The sequence below is a fragment of the Streptomyces changanensis genome (genome assembly GCF_024600715.1).
GTDB lineage: Bacteria > Actinomycetota > Actinomycetes > Streptomycetales > Streptomycetaceae > Streptomyces > Streptomyces changanensis.
Map to the genome: position 1 here is coordinate 711,597 of NZ_CP102332.1, position 20,222 is coordinate 731,818.

16 protein-coding genes are annotated in these 20,222 nt (G+C 71.2%); 6 read left to right on the forward strand and 10 right to left on the reverse strand.

Annotated features, from left to right (window positions below):
• Window positions 1-450 precede the first annotated feature (450 nt).
• The 9 genes from NRO40_RS03045 to NRO40_RS03085 form a co-directional block, all read right to left on the reverse strand.
• On the reverse strand, window positions 451-1,923 hold the full coding sequence (locus NRO40_RS03045; RefSeq protein WP_058940404.1) for a non-reducing end alpha-L-arabinofuranosidase family hydrolase: 1,473 nt from the start codon (window positions 1,921-1,923) through the stop codon (window positions 451-453).
• The gene (locus tag NRO40_RS03050) at window positions 1,923-2,672 is read right to left on the reverse strand and encodes a cupin domain-containing protein (RefSeq protein WP_058940424.1); all 750 of its coding nucleotides are present in this window, start codon (window positions 2,670-2,672) and stop codon (window positions 1,923-1,925) included. The genes NRO40_RS03045 and NRO40_RS03050 overlap by 1 nt, the downstream gene beginning before the upstream one ends.
• The gene (locus tag NRO40_RS03055; RefSeq protein ID WP_058940405.1) at window positions 2,669-3,529 is read right to left on the reverse strand and encodes a DUF6807 domain-containing protein; all 861 of its coding nucleotides are present in this window, start codon (window positions 3,527-3,529) and stop codon (window positions 2,669-2,671) included. The genes NRO40_RS03050 and NRO40_RS03055 overlap by 4 nt, the downstream gene beginning before the upstream one ends.
• Window positions 3,526-4,572, reverse strand: coding sequence for a Gfo/Idh/MocA family protein (locus NRO40_RS03060; RefSeq protein WP_058940406.1), 1,047 nt, complete (start codon window positions 4,570-4,572; stop codon window positions 3,526-3,528). The genes NRO40_RS03055 and NRO40_RS03060 overlap by 4 nt, the downstream gene beginning before the upstream one ends.
• A complete protein-coding gene (locus NRO40_RS03065) occupies window positions 4,569-5,609 on the reverse strand; it encodes an endo-1,4-beta-xylanase (RefSeq protein WP_058940407.1) in 1,041 nt (346 codons plus the stop codon). Before NRO40_RS03065 ends, NRO40_RS03060 begins: the two co-directional genes overlap by 4 nt.
• A gap of 26 nt (window positions 5,610-5,635) precedes the next feature.
• Complete coding sequence (locus tag NRO40_RS03070; protein ID WP_232790934.1) at window positions 5,636-7,042, reverse strand: glycoside hydrolase family 30 protein; 1,407 nt, start codon at window positions 7,040-7,042, stop codon at window positions 5,636-5,638.
• Window positions 7,043-7,080: 38 nt separating this feature from the next.
• Window positions 7,081-7,911 (reverse strand): carbohydrate ABC transporter permease, encoded by an 831-nt coding sequence (locus NRO40_RS03075; RefSeq protein ID WP_257375322.1) that lies wholly within the window; start codon window positions 7,909-7,911, stop codon window positions 7,081-7,083.
• Window positions 7,908-8,813, reverse strand: coding sequence for a carbohydrate ABC transporter permease (locus NRO40_RS03080; protein ID WP_232791269.1), 906 nt, complete (start codon window positions 8,811-8,813; stop codon window positions 7,908-7,910). The genes NRO40_RS03075 and NRO40_RS03080 overlap by 4 nt, the downstream gene beginning before the upstream one ends.
• Window positions 8,814-8,889: 76 nt before the next feature.
• On the reverse strand, window positions 8,890-10,182 hold the full coding sequence (locus tag NRO40_RS03085) for an extracellular solute-binding protein (RefSeq protein ID WP_058945083.1): 1,293 nt from the start codon (window positions 10,180-10,182) through the stop codon (window positions 8,890-8,892).
• Between the two features lie 227 nt (window positions 10,183-10,409).
• Here NRO40_RS03085 and NRO40_RS03090 point away from each other — a divergent pair, with 227 nt between their 5' ends.
• The 5 genes from NRO40_RS03090 (at window position 10,410) to NRO40_RS03110 (ending at window position 18,120) form a co-directional block, all read left to right on the forward strand.
• Complete coding sequence (locus tag NRO40_RS03090; RefSeq protein ID WP_058945084.1) at window positions 10,410-11,423, forward strand: LacI family DNA-binding transcriptional regulator; 1,014 nt, start codon at window positions 10,410-10,412, stop codon at window positions 11,421-11,423.
• 10 nt (window positions 11,424-11,433) lie between these two features.
• A complete protein-coding gene (locus NRO40_RS03095; protein WP_058945085.1) occupies window positions 11,434-13,653 on the forward strand; it encodes a glycoside hydrolase family 3 N-terminal domain-containing protein in 2,220 nt (739 codons plus the stop codon).
• Entirely contained in the window at window positions 13,650-15,179 is a 1,530-nt protein-coding gene (locus NRO40_RS03100; protein WP_079047507.1) for a glycoside hydrolase family 43 protein, read from the forward strand. The genes NRO40_RS03095 and NRO40_RS03100 overlap by 4 nt, the downstream gene beginning before the upstream one ends.
• A gap of 443 nt (window positions 15,180-15,622) precedes the next feature.
• Window positions 15,623-17,065: an endo-1,4-beta-xylanase gene (locus NRO40_RS03105; RefSeq protein WP_058945086.1), complete on the forward strand. Its 1,443-nt coding sequence runs from the start codon at window positions 15,623-15,625 to the stop codon at window positions 17,063-17,065.
• A gap of 89 nt (window positions 17,066-17,154) precedes the next feature.
• On the forward strand, window positions 17,155-18,120 hold the full coding sequence (locus tag NRO40_RS03110) for a glycoside hydrolase family 6 protein (protein WP_058945087.1): 966 nt from the start codon (window positions 17,155-17,157) through the stop codon (window positions 18,118-18,120).
• A gap of 236 nt (window positions 18,121-18,356) precedes the next feature.
• Here NRO40_RS03110 and NRO40_RS03115 read toward each other — a convergent pair whose 3' ends face one another.
• Complete coding sequence (locus tag NRO40_RS03115) at window positions 18,357-18,779, reverse strand: secondary thiamine-phosphate synthase enzyme YjbQ (protein ID WP_058945088.1); 423 nt, start codon at window positions 18,777-18,779, stop codon at window positions 18,357-18,359.
• A gap of 63 nt (window positions 18,780-18,842) precedes the next feature.
• Here NRO40_RS03115 and NRO40_RS03120 point away from each other — a divergent pair, with 63 nt between their 5' ends.
• On the forward strand, window positions 18,843-20,222 hold the full coding sequence (locus NRO40_RS03120) for an FAD-dependent oxidoreductase (protein WP_232791268.1): 1,380 nt from the start codon (window positions 18,843-18,845) through the stop codon (window positions 20,220-20,222).

Here is a 20,222-nt window from a genome sequence, read left to right on the forward strand (position 1 = left end):
GTCGTTCCGCGCCGGAGGAAGGGACCCGTCCGGCGCGGCCGCCGGGTCAGCCGGGCCACCGCCGACGCGTAGGCGGTGCCGAAGACGGGCGAGACGAGGAACGCCAGGTGCTGCGAGAGGCCGTCAAGACCGGGTGGATCTGCCAGTGCGTCAGGTGGACGGCGAGGGAACTCCCCGGCCGGGAGGCCGGCCACCCGGTTGAGCCGGGGCCCGCTCGGCGGCGGTGGGGAAACCACACGAGATGCTCCCAGGGCCGGGACGCGCCCCACCAGGGGGCACCGACGTGGGCCGCGGGCAGGGGGTGAGGTCGATGGGCAGATCCGGACGACTCCCGCGTCCGGCGTGCCCACCCGACCCCTCCGGTGGAGAGGTCGCGGGCCGTGGTGGGGTCGGCCGTCCGCCGAGCCCGCCGCTCCGGCTCCGCACCGGAGCCGGAGCGGTGCCACGCCGTCAGCGCTGCAGTGTCAGCAGACCCGGCCGGTAGGGCCACTGCCCGTAGTCGCCCCCGGAGTCGGGAGCGCGTCCCTGGTAGAGGAACCGCAGGTTGCAGGGATCGACCGTGAAGGTCTGGTCGGCGCCGGTGCGGATCAGCTCACCGTGGCTGATGTCGTTGGTCCAGGTGGCGCCGCTGTTGGCCTTGCCGGCGAAGGGGTTGCTCTCGGTCGCGGCCTGGGGTGTCCAGGACCCGTTCAAACTGGTGGCCGTGAACGAGCGGAAGTACCGGCCCTGCGCACCGATCGCCTCGACGATCATGAGGTAGCGGTCCTGGCCCTGGAGCTTGTAGACCTGCGGGGCTTCGAAGAGGTTGTTCGTCGTGTCGCTCATGACCACCGTCGAGGTCGTGCCGAAACTGCCGGGGAAGTTCCCGATCGGCATGCTCGCCCGGTAGATCTTGCCGTTGTCGCCGGCGAAGAACAGGTACATGTTCGTGCCGTCACCGATGAGCGTCTGGTCGATCGGGCCCGTTCCCGAGTCGGCGATGGTTCCGGAGAAGAGCTCCTGCTCCGCCGACCAGCCGTTCGGGTTGGTGGGGTCGGTCGACGTCCGGTAGGAGAAGGCGGTCCTGCCCCACTGGTAGGCGAGCACCCATACGCTCTTCGGCGCGAAGTAGAACAGCGTGGGCGCGACGGCGGAACGCGACATCGTGTTCTGGCCGGCCGAGGCCATCTCCGACCAGTGGGTGAACGGGGTGAAGTTCATCGAGCCCCAGCCCGCTCCCGTTCCCGCGGCGCCGTGCGTCGTCGCGTAGACGAGGTGCTTGCCGTTGTACGGGGCGACGGTGAAGTCCTTGAGCGAGGCCCATCCCGCCTTGGGCTGCGCCAGCGCACCCGTCGAGGACCAGCGGTACGTCGAGGGAAGGGCACAGGCGCCGGGGGTGCCACCGGCGACCTTGACGAGCTGCCACTGCTGGTTGGCGCCGCCCCAGTCGTCGTACTGGACGATGTTCGCCCCGTCGGCGGTGGAGGCGCCCTGTACTTCGAGGGCCTTGCCGCTGTGGCGGGCGATGAGCCGCACGTGGCCGTCCGCGCTGTCGGCGAGCCGCCACTGCTGGTTGGTGCCGTTCAGGTCGGTCCACTGGACGACGGGGCCGCCGTTGGCGGTGGAGAGGTTGTGGACGTCCAGGACCTTGCCGGAGTGGCGGGACTTGACGCGGTGGTAGCCGTCGCCGGAGGGGACGAACTGCCACTGCTGCTGGTTCTGGTCGTTCCTGGTCCACTGGGTGATGCGGGCGCCGTCGCCGGTCGCCAGGTTGTGGACGTCCAGGGCCTTGCCGCTGTTGCGGTTGACCAGCACGTACCAGGCGTTGGTGTCGACGGTGGCCGCGGCGGCGGGCGGGGCACTGAGGAAAGTGGCCCCGAGCAGCAAGGACGACAGGACCGCGAGGACGAGACTCAGGACCAGGGGTGGGCGGCGAGATCTCATCAGGAGAGCTCCTTCGGGGCAGGGGGGTGAGGTGACTTCGACGAACCGCGCGGCAGCCGGGTCGGGAGGACGGGGACGGGGACGGGATAGGGCCGGAGCAGGCCGCACATGCCGAAGAGCGGGTCCTCCGGGCGCTCCAGCCGCCGCACTTCGCCGTGATCGAGGTGGGAGAGGTCCGCGGCCTTCAGCGCTGCCAGTTGGCAGCCGGTCGCGAGGGTCGCCGCCAGCGGGCCGTCACGCCAGCGGATCCACCAGGCGTCCAGCAGCTCGCGCTTCAGGCGTTGGGCCGCGCTGTGGAACTCCCGCAGCCCGCCGTCGCGCAGGGCCAGGAAGCCTTCGAGTGCCAGGTCGCGGCGGCGGCGCGCCGCCGCGGCGTGGTCGCCGGTCAGGACGGCCGCCGCCTGGTAGGCGTCGGGATCGGCCAGCACGGGCGCGGGGAAGGTGAAGACGGCGTCGCCCGCCTCGGGGAGCCCGCTGTTCTGCATGAGCACCACGAGGCGCAGGCCGCCGGCGTTGACGAGACGGTGGATCGTTCCCGGGGTGAACCAGACGACGTCGCCCGGGCGCAGCGGCGTGTCGGAGAAGCCGGAGGTGGTGAGGGTCTGGACGCTGCCCTCGCCGCCGATGACGACGTACGCCTCGGAGCAGACGAGGTGCATGTGGGGGGTGCCGCCGCACAACCCGTCGGCGGCCTCCCAGTCGTACACGGTCAATTCGGAGATCCCGACGCCGCCGGGGAGCGGGGTCACCACGGTTGTTCCTCGACGTGGCGGGACAGGCGCTCGGGGGTCCACGCGCCGTCGGCCACGACGATCCGGTAGCGGCGCGACAGGGTGTCGCCCGGGGGCAGCGGCAGTTCCTCGTCGAACGCCAGGGACGGGTTGACGGCGGGGATGGGCTCACTGCGGACGAACCAGCGGCCGGGAGCGTCCGGATCGTCCAGGAACAGGAGCGTGGAGGCCCGGTCGACCTCGTCGTGCCTGCCGACGAAGGCCAGCCAGCCGCCCTTCGCTCCCATCGCGGGGCCGATCACCTCGCCGCCGGTGAAGTCGCGCGGGCCGCGCCAGAACAGGCCGGAGTATCCCGCGAGCTCTCTGCCCTGTGTGCCCGGGCTGCCGAACATCAGCGTGACGTCGTGGACGTTGGTCAGCGCGGTGGTGACCTCCAGGGTCCAGGAGTCGGCCTCGACGTCGCATGCGGTCAGTGTGCGGCGCTCGTCGATCCAGTGCTCCCCCATCATGGTGTGCCAGGCCAGGTCCTCGGTGATCAGGGCGCGGCCGTGGTCCGTTTCGGCGGACAGGGCGAGGCTGCGCATCGTGCCGAGGTTCGGCAGGTCGACGTAACCCTTCCCGCGCAGGTAGGTGCCGCCGCCCCAGAAGTTCTGTCCTGACACCCATGACGCCGTGAACTGGACGCCCTTGTGCCAGCGGTGGTCGTGCGGCCGGTATCCGGTGACCACGTCGCCGGCGAGCGTGCGCACCGGATGCAGGTAGGGTTTCGGCGCCTCGAAGGGGTCCATGACCGGCCGGTGCACATAGCGGAAGAGGTCGACCCCGCGAGCCCGGACGGTCAGCGAGCCCTCGTTCTGGAGGAGTTCGAACGTCATCGGAACACCTCCGGGCGTCCCCCGTTGAGTGAGCCGTAGAACGGGTCGGCCGCGTCGATCTCTCCGCGCCGGACCGGCAGGCCGGTGATCGCGGCCTTGTACAGGGCGGTGACCAGTTCCATGGTGGGCCTGCCGAGATCGGGCCGGATCCCGGCCTCATAGCCGTCCAGGAAGTCCGCGAGCTGGGCGGTGTGCGAGCTGGGCAGGTCGTCCGGGGGTTCCCACGTCGCGCGGGGCGTCCTGGCGGTGAGCGTCCAGTCCGCGTTGGAGTAGCCGTACAGGTGTCGCAGTTCGACCGTGGCGTCGGCGAGGTCGAACCGCAGGTAGCTCTCCTCGCGTGGGGAGAGGACGCTGTTGACGACCGTCGCGATGGCTCCGTTCTCGAACCGGACCAGGGCCGCGGACACGTCCTCGGTCTGGACGTCGCGCTCCAGGCGGCCGGCCATCGCGCGTACCTCGGCCCATTCGCCGAGCACGTCCAGCATCAGATCCATCTGGTGGATGCCGTGGCCCAGCGTCGGTCCCCCGCCCTCGCTCCGCCAGGTCCCGCGCCAGGGCACGTCGTAGTAGGCGTCGTCGCGGTACCACGCCGTGACGCACTGCGCGACCAGCGGACGGCCCAGGGTCCCGGCGGCGATCCGGTCGCGCAGGTGGCGGACCCCCGAGCCGTACCTGTGCTGGAACACCGCGCCCGCGAGGGCGGGCCCCTCGGCCGCGTGGATCCGGTCCAGCTCGGCCAGCGACAGCGCCACCGGCTTCTCGCACCACACCCACGCCCCCGCCTCCAGGCAGGCCACGGCCTGGTCGGCGTGCAGGTACGGAGGTGTGCACAGGTGCACGAGGTCCGGCCGCTGCTCACGGATCATCGTGTGCAGGTCGGTGTAGACGGCGGGGACGCCGTGTTCGGCCGCGAACGCCTCGGCGCGCGCGGCGTCCACGTCGACGGCTGCCACGATCACGGCCCGGTGCGCCTGCGCCCGGAGGGCGGGAGCATGGCAGATGCCCGCGATCCCGCCCGTTCCCACGATCGCCGTTCTGATCATCCGCCCAGCACCTTCCTGATCGCGTGGTAGGCGGGCTTGGGCATCAGGTTCTCGTCGTAGGGCAGCGCGGCGCCCTCGCCGGGGAAGACGGAGGGGATCCACGAGTACCTGTCCGTGTAGTCCCAGATGGTGACGCCGACGCATTTCCTGACCGCCAGGCATGCCTTGACGTAGTCGGCGTACCAGGTGGCCTGGGTGGCGAGCTTCTCCGGGGTCGCCGGGAGGTTCATCCGGATGTCGAGTTCGGTGACCGCGACCTCGACCCCGAGGTCGGCGAAGCGCTGCATGTTCTGCCGGACGTCGGCGGGGAAGCCGTACTGGAGCGCCAGATGGCCCTGGATGCCGAAGCCCTCCACCGGGACGCCGTCGGCCTTCAGCTGCTTGATCAGGGTGTGGTAGGCGTCGCTCTTGGGGCCGATTCCGTCGACGTTGTAGTCGTTGAGGTACAGCTTGGCGTGCCGGTCGGCCTCGTGGGCCCAGCGCAGGGCGTCGGCGATGTAGCCGGGGCCGAGCGTCTTGTAGAAGAGCGACTCGCGGTAGGTTCCGTCCTCGTTGAACGCCTCGTTGACGACGTCCCAGTGGATCACCTGGCCCTTGTAGTGCCGGACCACCGTCTGGATGTGGTTCTTGAGGACGGCGCGCAGCTCTTCGGCGGTCCAGCTGCGTTCGGTGAGCCAGGCGGGGAGCTGGCTGTGCCAGACGAGGGTGTGGCCGCGGACCTTCTGGTGGTGGGCCTTGGCGAAGGCCACGACCTCGTCGCCGGCGGTGAAGTCGAAGACGCCTGGCTCGGGTTCGGTGGCGTACCACTTCATGGCGTTGCCGGGGGTGGTCTGCCCGAACTCGCTGCCGAGGAGCCTCAGATAGGCGGCGTCGGTGAACTCGGGGTTGTCGGTGGCGGAGCCGAAGTACTTGTGGTGCTTCTTGGCCAGTTCGCCCAGTGTCCTCGGACGGGGCTCGGCGGTGGCGGGGGCGGCGGCGAGGCCGGCCGCGAGGCAGAGGGTGGTGGACAGGGCGATGAGGTGCCGGGACAGGGACATGGATGACTCCTCGGGTGCCGGGCGGTTCAGTCGAGGACGATCGTGGTCAGCGCGCGCGGGGCGAGCGTGGCCGTGAGGGTCGTACCGCGCGTGGAGACGACGGCGGCCGGGGTGATGGAGCGGGTCTCGTCGGTGACGTAGGCGTCCGGGTGCCGGTCGCGCCCACCGCGAAGGGTGAAGGCGGCGGAGGTCTCGGTGGTCGCGGTGTTGAGGATCTCGATGACGCGGCTGCCGTCGGTGTTGCGGAAGGCCGTGATCCGGAGTGCCGGGTCGGCGTTCGTGACCGGAACGCGGACGGCACCGGGGCGGATGAAGCGGCTGAAGGCGGCCAGTGCCCAGTACCGCTTGGACACCCGGTAGTCGTCACCGGGGTCGGCGAGCCGGATCAGACCTCGGGTGGCGCCGAGGGACGCGCCGACCCAGTAGACGTAGGCGTTGGCGTTGCCGACGGTCAGGGTGTTGTGGATGTCGGCCGCGACGGTGAACCCGTCGTGGCCGCTGCCGTCGTCCCAGTTCTCGTTCCACGTGGCGCCGTCCGGCGACCACTCCGACATCCACACGCGCTTGTCGGTCGGCTGCGGGACGGAGGTGGGACCGCTGTAGCGGTGGCCGGTGATGGTCCGCACGGCCCTGTCGGCCGCGGGGTCCGCCTCGATGGCCTCGGTGTACGCGACCTGGCGGTCCCAGCCCGCGGCGTCGCAGCAGACCAGCTCCGTCTTCAGTCCGGACGCGCGGACGGTCGGCCCGAGCACCTTGAGGAAGTCGACGGCCTGCCGCGGGGTGAAGCGCATCGAGGCGTACGTCGCCGTCCAGTCCGGTTCGTTGGTGAACCCCAGGTCGGTGATCCTGATGCCTTCCCGCTGATAGAACTTCGCGTACTGGACGAGGTAGTTCGCGTAGGCCTGACGCCACGCGGGCAGGAGCTCGCCGCCGTCGTTCTCGCTGCCGTTGGTCTTCATGAACGCCGGTGCGCTCCAGGCGTCGGCGAAGAACCGTTCGACGCCGTACGCCTTGGCCTCCTTGGCGAGCCAGACCTGGCCGGCGTCCCAGCCGTCCCAGACGTACGTCGGCGTGGCGTCCGGCCCGCCGGGATCGGTCGGCAGGATCGTCGGCATGTGGTCGTAGACCCGGTCGGTCGACGACCCGATGCCCAGGCGCAGGATCGACAGGCCGGCGCCCTTCTCCTTGCCGAGCAGCAGGTCGAGCACCTCGCGCCGCTTGGCAGGGCTGAGGCCGCGCGCGCCGTGCAGCAGGTCGGCCCGCTGGAAGGCCATGGAGAAGCCGAATCCGTCGATGGGCTGGAGTTCGGCCCGGAAGTCGATGCCGGCGCGCGGACGGTCGGCCGGGGGTCGCGCGGGTTCGGGCGCGGCCTGTGGTGTGAGCGCCGACATCATGACGGCGGTCAGCGCGGCCAGCGCGGTCAGGCGTTTCACGGAATCTCCTCGGGGGTGGGGAGGTCACGCGGGTCGGGTCAGCCCTTGGTGGCGCCCGCGGTGAGGCCGCCGATCAGCTGGCGTTCGGCGACGGCGTAGAAGGCCAGGGCGGGGACCATGGCGAGCACGATGTAGGCGAGAACGAGCGCGTAGTCGGTCGAGTACTGGCCCTGGAACTGCTGGACGCCGACCGGGATCGTCTGCCATTTCGGGTCGTTGAACACCAGCAGCGGCAGGAAGAAGTTGTTCCAGCTCGCGACGACCGACAGTACGGAGACCGTGCCGAGCGCCGGACGCGCCATCGGCAGCAGGATCTTCCAGAAGAAGCGGAACGTGCCGCAGCCGTCCATGGTGGCGGCCTCCTCGATCTCCGCCGGGACGGTCCGGAAGAAGCCGCGCAGAATGACGATCGTCATGGGGAGCCCGAAGGCCGCCTGCGGGAGGATCACCCCGAGCGGGTTGTCGAGCAGACCGAAGGTGCGCAGCATGAGGAAGAGCGGCAGGACGGCCACCGCGAACGGGAACATCAGCCCGATCGTGAACAGCGTGTAGAACAGCTCCCTGCCCCGGAAGGCGTAGCGGGCCAGCACGAACGCCGCCATCGCGGCGGCCGCCACCGTGCAGAACGTCGTCGCGATCGCGATGCCCGCACTGTTGGCCATCTGCCGCCAGAACGTCACGTCGCCGAGAATTCCGGTGTAGTTGCCGGCCTTCCACTGCTCCGGCAGCCCGAACGGGTTCGTCGTGAGCTCGCCGGTGCTCTTGAACCCGGAGATCACCGCGTAGACCAGCGGTACGACGACGAACGCGGCGATCAGCCAGACCACGGCGTGCAGCGAAAGGCCGCGTGCCGTCCCGCGGGCGTTCATCGGCCGCCTCCTGCGGTGACGGCCCCGTTCAGGTCACGGCGGAGCACGTAGCGCTGGTAGAAGAGGGAGAAGACCAGGCTGATCATGAACAGGACCACGCTGATCGCGCTGGCGTAGCCGACCTGATACCGCTTGAACCCGAACTGGAACATCGCGATCGCCATCGTCTCGGAGGAGTGGTTGGGTCCACCCGCGGTCATGACCCAGACGAGGTCGAAGAGCTGGATGGACCCGATGATCGAAAGGAAGACGCTGATCCGGATCGTCGGGCCGAGCAGCGGCAGCGTCACGTGCCGGAAACGCTGCCAGGCGCCGGCGCCGTCGATGGAGGCGGCCTCGAGGATCTCGGCCGGGATGCCCTGCAGCCCGGCGAGGAAGAGCATCATGTGGAAGCCGAAGTACTTCCAGATCATGACCACGAAGAGGGTCGGCATGACCGTCGAGGGGTCGGCGAGCCACTTGCCCTGCAGCCCCTCCAGGCCCAGGAGGCCGACGAGATGGTCGGCCATGCCGGCGCCGGGCAGGAAGATCATCGTGAAGAGGACCGCCGTGACCACCTCGGACAGGATGTACGGCGCGAAGAACAGCATCCGGTAGACGGCCCGGCCGCGGAGCCTCTGGTTGAGCAGGACCGCGGTGAACAGGGCGAACGGCAGCTGGACCGTGATCGACAGGACGATCAGGTACAGCCCGCGCCCCAGATCGCCGAGGAAGACCCGGTCGTCGAACAGCTTGGTGTAGTTGGCGAAGCCGACGAAGTCGTCCAGGGGGCCGATCCCGCCCCATTTGAAGAAGCCGGTGAAGACGGCGACGACGATCGGGGCGAGGACGAAGACGAGGAAGAGGACCAGAGCCGGGACGAGGAACCAGGCGACCGAAGCCCATTCTCCCCACCCGCGCAGGAGCGACCGGGCCGGAGTCGGCGGGTGCACCGGCACGACGTCCTGCGTCCGCTCCTTGGTCAGGGTGGACACGGAGCTAGGCACTCTTCGCAGCCTCGGTGATCGAGGTGGTGACCTGTTCGGGCGTCTTCTCGCCCGCGATGAGGTCGGCGACGCTGTCGTTGACTTCCTGGCCGACCGCCGGCGGATAGGCCTGGTCGAGGAAGAGCTGGAAGCCCGTCGCCTTGACCAGGCTGTCGGCCACCACCTTCTTGTTGGCGTCGGTGAGCCGGCTCTCCGCGCCCTTGACCACCGGCAGGTAGCCGTTGGAGGCCAGCAGCTTGGACTCGTTGTCCAGGACGAAGAACCGCAGGAAGTCCAGCGCTTCCTTCGGGGCGCCCTTGCGCAGCGCGAAGCCACCGCCACCGCCGAACACCTCGGTGGCCCGGCCGACACCGCCGTCGACCGTCGGGAAGGGGAAGAAGCCCAGGTCCGCTCCGAGGTCGGCGCCCGCGTCCTTCTGCACCGACGGTCCCCACTGCCCCATCAGCTCCATGGCGGCCTTGCCGTTGCCCATGGTCGCGGCCTGCCCGCCGGGGGTGGCGTAGCCGGCCCCCAGGAAGGCCGTCTGGAACGGCTGGAGGTCGACCAGCTCCTTGAGGTGGACGCCCGCCTGGACGAAGCCGCCGCCGGTGAAGTCCTTGGTGGTCGCCGCCTGCCGCAGCGCGGGGAGACCGGCGACGCGCATCGCGAGGTAGGCCCAGTAGTAGTGGCCCGGCCACTTCTCCTTGCCCGCGAGGGCGATCGGGGTGATGCCCGCCGCCTTGAGCTTCCTGACGTCTTCGAGGAGCTCGGCCCAGGTGACCGGCGGGGCGGTGATCCCGGCCTTGGCGAAGAGCTTCTTGTTGTACCAGAAGCCGACCATGCCGATGTCGTAGGGCACCCCGTAGGTCCGACCCTCGAACTGGTACGCCTGCAGGGAGACCGGGGTGAGCTGGGACGACCAGTCGAGGACGTCGGTGAGGTCCTCGACCAGCCCCGCGTCGACCTGCTGCCGCAGCACGCCGCCGCCCCAGGTCTGGAAGACGTCGGGGAGCCTGCCCGAGGAGGTGGTGGCGGTCAGCTTGGACTTGAACGCCTCGTTCTCCAACGAGGTCGTCTCGATCCTGACGTTCGGGTGGGCGGCCGTGAACGCCGAGGAGATCTGCGGGAAGAGGGACCTGCCCGGTTCCGTCGTGGCGATGTTCCACCACGCGAAGGTCACCTTGCCGTCGGCCGCCGGCTGGTCGCCGGAGCCTCCACCGCCGCAGGCCGCGGTCAGCGGGACGGACAGTGCGGTGAGGCCCGAGAGCGCCAGGAAGCGTCGTCGACTCGGGGGAGAGCTGGCCATGGGACCTCCGAGGTGGGGTAAGGCCGATCGTCGAAAATATTTCGAAACACTCTCGAATTCCGTGCTGCCACAAACTAGGAACGCGGGGCTTCACGGTCAAGACCTGTCACCGAACTCCCTGGAAAACAGCTGCACTTCTGCTTGACAGGTCGACCACACCGACCGGAGACTCTTCGAAAAGTTTGCGGTATCTGTCGCCGCCCGGGCGTCCACGCAGAGGAGACAAGGTGAGCGAGCAGCGTCCGACCCTGGCCGTCATCGCCGCGGAGGCGGGGGTCTCCCAGGCCACCGTGTCCAAGGTGATCAACGGTCGCTCCGATGTCGCGTCCGCGACACGCGAGCGGATCGAGACCCTGCTGCGATCCCACAACTACTCCCAGCCCGGCCGGCAGGGCAGGGCCCGCAGATCGGGCCTGGTCGACCTGATCATCGGCGGTCTGGACAGCGCCTGGGCGGTGGAGATACTGCGCGGTGTCGAGGCCGAGTGCGCCCAGCGGAGCGTCGGCACCGTCGTGTCGCTCGTCCCGCCGGGCGAGGCCACCCCGTCGAGCTGGGCCGCGCTTCCGGTCCTGCACCACAGCGACGGCGTCATCCTCGTCACCGCCTCGGTCACCCAGGCCCAGCGCGCCCAGGTCGAACGGGCCGGGGTGGCGCTGGTCGTCATCGACCCGATCGACCTGCCGGGCAACGGCGTGCCGAGCATCGGCGCGACCAACTGGGCGGGCGGTCTCGCCGCCACGGAGCACCTGCTGGAGAGGGGGCACCGCCGGATCGCCGCGATCGGCGGGCGCAGGGAGATGCTCTGCAGCCAGGCCCGCATCGACGGGTACCGGGCCGCGCTGGAGCGGGCCGGGATCGAGGTGGACCGCGACCTGATCCGGTTCGGCGACTTCCAGCACGAGGGCGGGTTCCGGTGCGCCCGGGAGCTGCTCGACCTGCCCGAGCCGCCGACCGCCGTCTTCGCCGGCAGCGACCAGCAGGCGATGGGCGTGTACGAGGCCGCCCGGCAGCGCGGCTTGAGCATCCCGCAGGACCTCAGCGTGGTCGGCTTCGACGACCTGCCGATGTGCGAGTGGCTGTCTCCCCCGCTGACGACGGTGCGTCAGCCGCTGGAGGAGATGGGCCGGCTCGCCGCCCGCACACTCTTCCAGCTCCTGGAACGGCAGCCCCTGGTCAGCCCCCGGATGGAACTCTCGACCGAGCTGAAGGTCCGGCTCTCCACCGCCCCGCCTCGTCGCTAGGAGACCCCCCTTGACCGAGCCCTGGCGTGACCCCCGCCTGCCCGCGTCCGTACGAGTCGCCGATCTGCTGAGACGGATGACGCTGGAGGAGAAGGCGGGGCAACTCACCGGCTACTGGGCGCTGCCCTCCGATCCGGGAGCGCCTGTCGCGCCGATGGAGGACGACTCCGGCGAGTCCGCGCCCGGTCTCGACGACATCGTCGCCCACGGGCTCGGCCAGCTGACCCGGGTGTACGGTACCGCCCCGATCACCGCGGAAGCCGGTATGGAGCGGCTCGCCTCGCTCCAGCGGCAGGTGACCGGGGCCGGCCGGTTCGGGATCCCGGCGGTCGCTCACGAGGAGTGCCTGACCGGGTTCATGACGTTCGGGGCGACGGTCTTCCCCGGGCCGCTGGCCTGGGGTGCGTCCTTCGATCCCGGGCTCGTGCGACGGATGGCCGCCGCCATCGGTGAGGGGATGCGGCGGGTAGGCGTCCACCAGGGGCTGGCTCCGGTCCTCGACGTGGTCCGCGACTACCGGTGGGGGAGGACCGAGGAGTGCATCGGCGAGGATCCGTACCTCGTCGGAGCGATCGGCACCGCCTATGTGCAGGGCTTGGAAGGCGCCGGGGTCGTGGCGACGCTCAAGCACTTCGCCGGGTACTCGGCCTCACGCGGCGGCCGGAACATGGCCCCGGTCGCAGCCGGGCCGCGCGAGTTCGCCGACGTGCTGGTCGAGCCCTTCGTACGGGCGCTCCGAGAGGGGGGCGCCCGGTCGGTGATGAACAGCTACACCGACGTGGACGGCGTCCCGGTGGCCGCCGACGCACGGCTGCTGACCGATCTGCTGAGGGGTGAGCTCGGCTTCGGCGGGGTGGTCGTCGCCGACTACTACGCCGTCTCCTTCCTGGAGACCCGGCACGGCGTCACCGGATCGCGCGGCGCGGCCGGCGCGCTGGCGCTGACCGCCGGGATCGACGTCGAGCTGCCGACGGCCCGCTGCTACGGCGAGCCGCTGACCGAACGGGTGCGAGCGGGAAGCGTGCCCGAAGCACTCATCGACCGCGCCGCGGAACGGGTCCTGCTGCAGAAGGCCGAACTCGGTCTGCTCGACCCCGACTGGGAGCCCGTCAAGCCCGAGCCGGTCGACCTCGACCCGCCGGAGAACCGGGCACTGGCCAGGCTCCTGGCCGAGCGGTCCACCGTGCTGCTCGCCAACGACGGCATCCTGCCGCTGCGGCCGTGCCGGGTCGCGGTCAGCGGGCCGTACGCCGACGACCCGCAGTCCTTCCTCGGCTGCTACTCCTTCCCCAACCACGTCGCGCTCCCCGGCGACCTCGGGCTTGAGATCCCGACGCTCGGCGAGGCGCTCAGCGCCGCCGGGTTCACGGTCACCGCGGACGATCCGGACGTGCACGTGCTGGTACTCGGGGACCGGGCCGGCATGTTCGGCCGGGGCAGCTCCGGAGAGGGCTGCGACGCCGAGACCCTCGACCTGCCCGGCGACCAGGCGGCACTCGCCTCCGCCGTACTGGACTCCGGGGTGCCGACCGTCCTGGTCCTCGTCTCCGGACGGCCGTACGCGCTCGGCGCGCTGGCCGAGCGCGCGTCCGCCGTGGTGCAGGCCTTCTTCCCCGGCGAGGAGGGCGGGACGGCGCTGGCCCGGATCATCAGCGGGGCCGCGGAACCGTCCGGGCGGCTGCCCGTCTCCGTCCCCCGCCGGGTCGGCGGCCAGCCTGGCACCTACCTGCACTCCAGGCTCGGCGGGCACACCGACTGGAGCTCGGTGGACCCGACTCCGCTGTTCCCCTTCGGACACGGGCTGAGCTGGACCAGCTTCGACCTCTCGGACCTGGCGGTGGATCCCGTCGCCGCGACGGACGGATCCGTCCGCGTCGCGGTCACCGTGCGCAACGTCGGTGAGGTGGCGGGGACCGAGGTGGTCCAGCTGTACCTCTCGGACCCCGAGGCGTCCGTCGTCCGGCCGCAGCGGTGGCTCGCCGGGTTCTGCAGGGTCGAGCTGCGGCCGGGCGCGGCCGCCCGGGTCACCTTCGCCGTCCACGCCGACCGGACCTCCTTCACCGGGGTCGACCTGCGCAGAAGAGTGGAGCCCGGGGAGATCGGCGTGGCCGTCGGGCGGTCCAGCGGGGACCTTCCGCTCCGGGGCTCCTTCACCCTGCACGGTCCCGTGCGTCATCCGGCGGCCGACCGCGTGCTGTCCGTGCCGGTCGAGACGGTCCCGGTTCCGTGACCGCGCTGTTCGGTGATCCTGTGCTGCCCGGTTTCCGGCCCGACCCGTCCGTGTGCCGGGTGGGAGCGGACTACTACCTGGTGACGTCCAGCTTCGAATGGTTCCCCGGCCTTCCCTTGTTCCACAGCCGCGATCTCGTGAACTGGCGGCGTCTCGGCTCCGCGCTCGACCGGCCGTCCCAGCTCGATCTCGACGGGTGTGAGCCCTCGCGCGGCCTGTTCGCCCCCACGATCAGGCACCATGACGGGGTCTTCCATCTCGTCTGCACGCTGATGGACGGCCCCGGCCATTTCGTCGTCACGGCGATCGACCCGGCGGGACCGTGGTCGAAACCGCAGCGGCTGGAGGGCGAGGGGTTCGACCCGTCGCTGTTCTTCGACGACGGGCCGGAGGGCGGTGACGGCCGTGCCTGGTTCACCGCCGCCCGCGTCCTGGACGAGGCCGCCGGCCGCACCGAGATCTGGATGCGCGAGTACCTTCCCCGCGAGCGTCGGCTCACGGGACCCGAGTACGTCCTGTGGTCGGGAAGCCGGCCGGGCGCCCGCTGGTCGGAGGCCCCGCACCTCTACAGGATCGACGGCACCTGTCTCCTGCTCACCGCGGAGGGCGGCACCGGTGTGGACCACAGTGTGGTGGCCGCCCGCGCCGACCACGTGACCGGCCCGTACGAGGGCGCACCCGGCAACCCGGTGCTGCCTCCCGCCACGGGCCCGGTCACCTGCACCGGGCACGCCGACCTCGTCCAGACCCCGTACGGCGACTGGCGGGCCGTCCTCTTGGGCGTCCGCCCGGGCTCCGCCATCGGCCGCGAGACCTTCCTCAGCAGGGTCACCTGGAGCGACGGCTGGCCGGTCTTCTCCCCGGTCGGCCACACGAGCCCTCGCCGCCGTCTCCACGACGACTTCGCCGCCCTCTCCGCCGACTGGAGCACCCTGGGCACCCCACGCGCGCCGTTCTGGACCACCGGTGACGGGCTCCGCCTCCAGCTCCGCCCCGAACGCCTCGGCGAACGCACCGTCCCGTCCCTCCTGGCCCGCCCCCAGGAACAACACGACTGCGACGTGTCCACCGAACTGCACTTCACCCCCGCCGCAGCAGGCGAACAGGCCGGCCTCGCCGTGGTCCTCGACGACGACGCCCACCTCCTCCTCCTTCGCACCACGGAAGGACTCGTCCTCCGTCACGGGTCTGACGTCCTGGCCGGCGTTCCCGTCCGCCCGGGCCCCCTTCGTCTGGGAGTCCGCGTCCGCGGCTTCAGCCACACCTTCCGCCACGCGGCACCCGACGGCGCCTGGCAGGACCTGGCCGCCGTCGAAGCCACCTTCCTCACTCCGCTGTTCACCAGCGTCCAGCTCGGCGTCTACGCCACGTCCGACGGCCGTCCCTCCACCAATCGAGCCCGTTTCACATGGTTCGACATCACGTATCCGCACCGGCGGGAACCGGCGGGAACCGGCGGGACAGCAGAGGCGCCGGCGGGCGGCGCCCGCCACGTGATGCCGCCGGCGAACCGGCGGCAGCGGTAGTCGACCGTACACGGAAGAACGCCGGCCGTCGCACAGGAGGAAAACGCCGAACCGTTGCACGCCGGCGAAGAGTTTCCGCCCCTCCCGGATTTCCGTGCGTCTGCCCGCCCGGAAGGACGCGGACGGCTCGACGGCAGCTGCAGATCGAGCGCCTTCCCCATCGAAACCTTTCGATGGGGAGGGCGCCCGTGGAATTGCCTTCCGTGCCACCTCGAAGAGGCAGGACTTCGAAACACCTTCGAAACCATTGACATGTTCCTGCCGCATTCTCACACTGATTTCCGAGGTGGCGTCCCTTCTCGCCCGCCGCACCACGGTGCCGGTCTCGAATTGCCACCCCTTGCGGCACACCCCCCTTTCCAGTGGGCGCGGACATCGCAGAAGAAAAGCCCTTGTGCCGCGCTCGAATCCTTCCGTGTGATTTCCGTCCTGGAGGCTCAGCCATGCGCTCACACGTCATTCGGCCGTCCACTCTCCGCAGAAAGATCGGCGGTATGTGCGCGGCACTGATCGTCGGCGTCCTCGGTTCGGCCACGGTCCTGGTGGCGCCGCCGGCCTCCGAGGCGGCCGAGAGCACGCTCGGCCGCGCGGCGGCCCAGAGCGGCCGCTACTTCGGCACCGCCATCGCCTCGGGAAGGCTCAACGACTCGACGTACACGACGATCGCGGCCCGTGAGTTCACCTCGGTGACCGCCGAGAACGAGATGAAGATCGACGCTACCCAACCGCAGCAGGGGAGGTTCGACTTCACCGCCGCCGACCGCGTCCACAACTGGGCGGTGCAGAACGGCAAGCAGGTGCGTGGCCACACCCTGGCCTGGCACTCCCAGCAGCCCGCCTGGATGCAGAGCCTCAGCGGCAGCGCCCTGCGTCAGGCGATGATCAACCACATCAACGGCGTGATGGCCCACTACAAGGGCAAGATCGCCCAGTGGGACGTCGTGAACGAGGCGTTCGCCGACGGCCCCTCGGGAGCCCGGCGCGACTCCAACCTGCAGCGCACCGGCAACGACTGGATCGAGGTCGCCTTCCGCGCCGCGCGCGCCGCGGACCCGGCCGCCAAGCTCTGCTACAACGACTACAACGTCGAGAACTGGACCTGGGCCAAGACGCAGGCCATGTACGCCATGGTCCGGGACTTCAAGCAGCGCGGCGTGCCCATCGACTGCGTCGGCTTCCAGGCGCACTTCAACAGCGACAGCCCGTACAACAGCAACTTCCGCACCACCCTGCAGAACTTCGCCGCCCTCGGCGTCGACGTGGCCATCACGGAACTCGACATCCAGGGCGCCTCGGCCACCACCTACGCCAACGTGACCAACGACTGCCTGGCCGTCCCGCGCTGCCTCGGCATCACCGTCTGGGGGGTACGCGACACCGACTCCTGGCGACCGCAGCACTCGCCCCTGCTGTTCAACGGCGACGGCAGCAAGAAGCCCGCTTACACGTCCGTCCTCAACGCCCTCAACGCCGTCTCCCCCACCCCCACCCCGACGCCCTCCCCCGGCTCCGGACAGATCAGGGGAGTCGCCTCGGGCCGGTGCCTGGACGTGCCCGGAGGCAGTACGACCGACGGCATCCAGCTCCAGCTGTGGGACTGCGGCAACGGCGCCAACCAGCAGTGGACCCACACCGCCACGGGCGAGCTCAGGGTCTACGGTGACAAGTGCCTGGACGCCGCCGGCACCGGTAACGGAGCCAAGGTGCAGATCTACCGCTGCTGGGGCGGCGACAACCAGAAGTGGCGCCTCGGCTCCGACGGTTCCATCGTCGGCGTCCAGTCCGGCCTCTGCCTCGACGCCGCCGCCAACGGCACCACCAACGGCACCCTGATCCAGCTCTACTCCTGCTGGAACGGTGCCAACCAGCGCTGGACCCGCACCTGACCTGGTGCACCACCGCACGTCCTCACTGCGTCGCCAGCTCGGGACGAGACCGCGCGACGCATCCGCCGTCAGGAAACCGAGGTACCGCCATGCGCCGCACAGTCCGCGCCCTCGTCACCGCCCTTGCCGCGCTGCCACTGGCGCTCGCCGTCGCGCCGCCCGCCCAGGCGGCGGACCCCACCACCATGACCAGCGGCTTCTACGTGGACCCGAACTCCAGCGCGAAGCAGTGGGTCGCCGCCAACGCCGGTGACGGCCGGGCGCCCGCCATCAACACGTCCCTGGCCAACACGCCCACGGCCCGCTGGTTCGGCGCCTGGAGCGGCACCATCGGCACCGCCACGGGTGCGTACGTCGGGGCGGCGGACCACGCGGACAAGCTGCCCGTCCTGGTCGCCTACAACATCCACCTCCGAGACTCGTGCGGCGGGCACTCCGGAGGCGGGGCATCGTCGCCCTCCGCCTACGCGACCTGGATCGCGCAGTTCGCCGGCGGGATCGCCGACCGCCCGGCCGTCGTCGTCCTCGAACCCGACTCTCTCGCGGACTACGGCTGCCTGAACCCGACCCAGGTCCGCGAACGTCAGGGCATGATCAGCGGCGCCCTCGCCGAGTTCAACCGTCAGGCGCCCAACACCTGGGTCTACCTCGACGCGGGCAACCCCGGCTGGGTGAGCGCGGCGACGATGGCCCAGCGCCTCCACGAGGCGGGCCTCCGCCAGGCCCGCGGTTTCTCCCTCAACGTCTCGAACTACTACACCACCGCCCAGAACACCGCCTACGGCAACGCCGTCAACAGCGCACTCGCCGCCCGCTACGGCTACACCAAACCGTTCGTCGTCGACACCAGCCGCAACGGCAACGGCTCCAACGGCGAGTGGTGCAACGCCGCGGGCCGCCGCATCGGCACCCCCACCCAGATGGGAGGCGGCGCCGAGATGCTGCTGTGGATCAAGGCACCGGGCGAGTCCGACGGCAACTGCGGCGTCGGCACCGGCTCCTCGGCCGGTCAGTTCCTCCCGGAGGCCGCCTACAGGATGATCTACGGCTACTGACGTCCACTCCTGCGGCCGGGACTCCGCCGCCCCGCGACCGGGCCACGGGCGCCACCGGGGGGCGGGGTCCCGCGCGCGTGCGCGTGCCCTCCTCACTCTTCCCAGGCGCCGCCCGCTCCGGCAGGGACCCAAGGGACCTGGCTGGTTCACGGCGTCGCGATCACCGCGAAAGAGGAGCGACGCTGAACCGCTTGGTCCGGCCGGACATCCCGCCTGCAGTCCCGCAGTACCCGCCGCTACCCGAGGAACGACAGCCGTACCTGCCGCTCCGGGTTGTCCTTGTTGGTGTCCACCAGGCAGACCGACTGCCAGGTGCCCAGCGCCATGCGGCCGTCGATCACCGGGAGGGTCGCGTGGGGCGGGACGAGGGCGGGCAGGACGTGGTCGCGGCCGTGGCCGGGGCTGCCGTGGCGGTGCTGCCAGCGGTCGTCCGCGGGCAGCAGGGTGTGCAGGGTGGCCAGCAGGTCGTCGTCGCTGCCGGAGCCGGTCTCCAGGACGGCCACGCCGGTCGTGGCGTGGGGCGTGAAGACGTTCAGCAGGCCGTCCCGGCCCGCCGCGACCTCGTTCAGGAAGGACGCGCAGTCCTCCGTCAGGTCGTGGACGACCTCGCGGTGTCCGGTGGCGATCCGCAGCGTTCGGGTGGTGAATGCGTCGCTCATGCCTCCATGGTGCCCGCTGTGCGGCCGGGGAAGATCCCTCCGCTCCGGCTGGTTGGTGGAAGGGTGAACGGTTTCGAGGTGCGGGACGTGCGGGACGTGGACGTGGTCGTCGTGGGGGCCGGGCAGGCGGGGTTGTCCGCCGCCTACCACCTGCGGCGCGCCGGGTACGAGCCGGACCGTGACGTGGTCGTCCTCGACCACGCGCCGCGGCCGGGCGGCGCCTGGCAGTTCCGGTGGCCGTCGCTCACGTACGGCAAGGTGCACGGCATGTACGCGCTGCCCGGCATGGAACTGACCGGGGCCGACGCGGGGCGCCCGTCCGCGGAGGTGATCGGGGAGTACTTCGCCCGGTACGAGGAGGCGTTCGCCCTGCGCGTGCACCGGCCCGTGCACGTGGCGGCGGTGCGGGACGGCGGGGACGGCCGGCTGCGCGTCGAGACGTCCGAGGGCGTGTACGCGGCGCGGGCCCTGATCAACGCCACCGGTACGTGGGACCGCCCGTTCTGGCCGCGCTACCCCGGGCAGGAGACGTTCCGCGGGCGGCAGCTGCACACGGCGGACTACCCGGGTCCCGAGCCGTTCGCCGGGCGGCGGGTCGTCGTGGTGGGCGGCGGTGCCTCCGGCACCCAGCACCTCATGGAGATCGCGGACGTGGCGGCGGAGACGACGTGGGTGACCCGCCGCGAGCCGGTCTTCCGCGAGGGGTCCTTCGGCGAGGCGGAGGGGCGGGCGGCCGTCGCCCTGGTGGAGGAGCGGGTGCGGCAGGGGCTGCCGCCGCGCAGCGTGGTGAGCGTGACCGGGCTGCCGCTGAACGACGCGGTCCGTGCGGCGCGGGAGCGGGGCGTCCTGGACCGGCTGCCGATGTTCGACCGGATCACCCCGACGGGCGTGGCGTGGGACCCCGCGCCGGCCGCGGCCGCGGGCGGCGGTGGGCGGCCCGTGGCGGGGCGGGCGGTGGACGCGGACGTGATCCTGTGGGCGACCGGCTTCCGGGCGGCCGTCGACCACCTCGCGCCGCTGCGGCTGCGCGAGCCGGGCGGCGGCATACGGCTGGACGGCACCCGGGCCGTGCGCGACCCGCGGGTCCACCTCGTGGGGTACGGACCTTCGGCGTCCACCATCGGGGCCAACCGCGCCGGGCGCGCCGCCGTCCGCGACGTCCGGCGGCTGCTGGAGCGGCCGGCCGGCGGGGCGGTCGTGTCGGGGCTCGGCGGGACGCTCGCGCCAGGGCTCGGCAGGGCGTCGGGTACCGGCGGGTCCGTGGCCGACCTGGCCGACGGTGCCGACGGGACTGCCGGGGACGCGGGTGGCGGGGCCACCGGGACGGCGCGTGACGCGGCTGACATGGGTGCCGCCGACGGGGCCGTTGTGGGCGCCGGCGACGGTGGGGCCGCGGTGGGTGGAGCGCTCGTCGGTGCGGGGCGGGCGCGGGCGGGCGCGTGA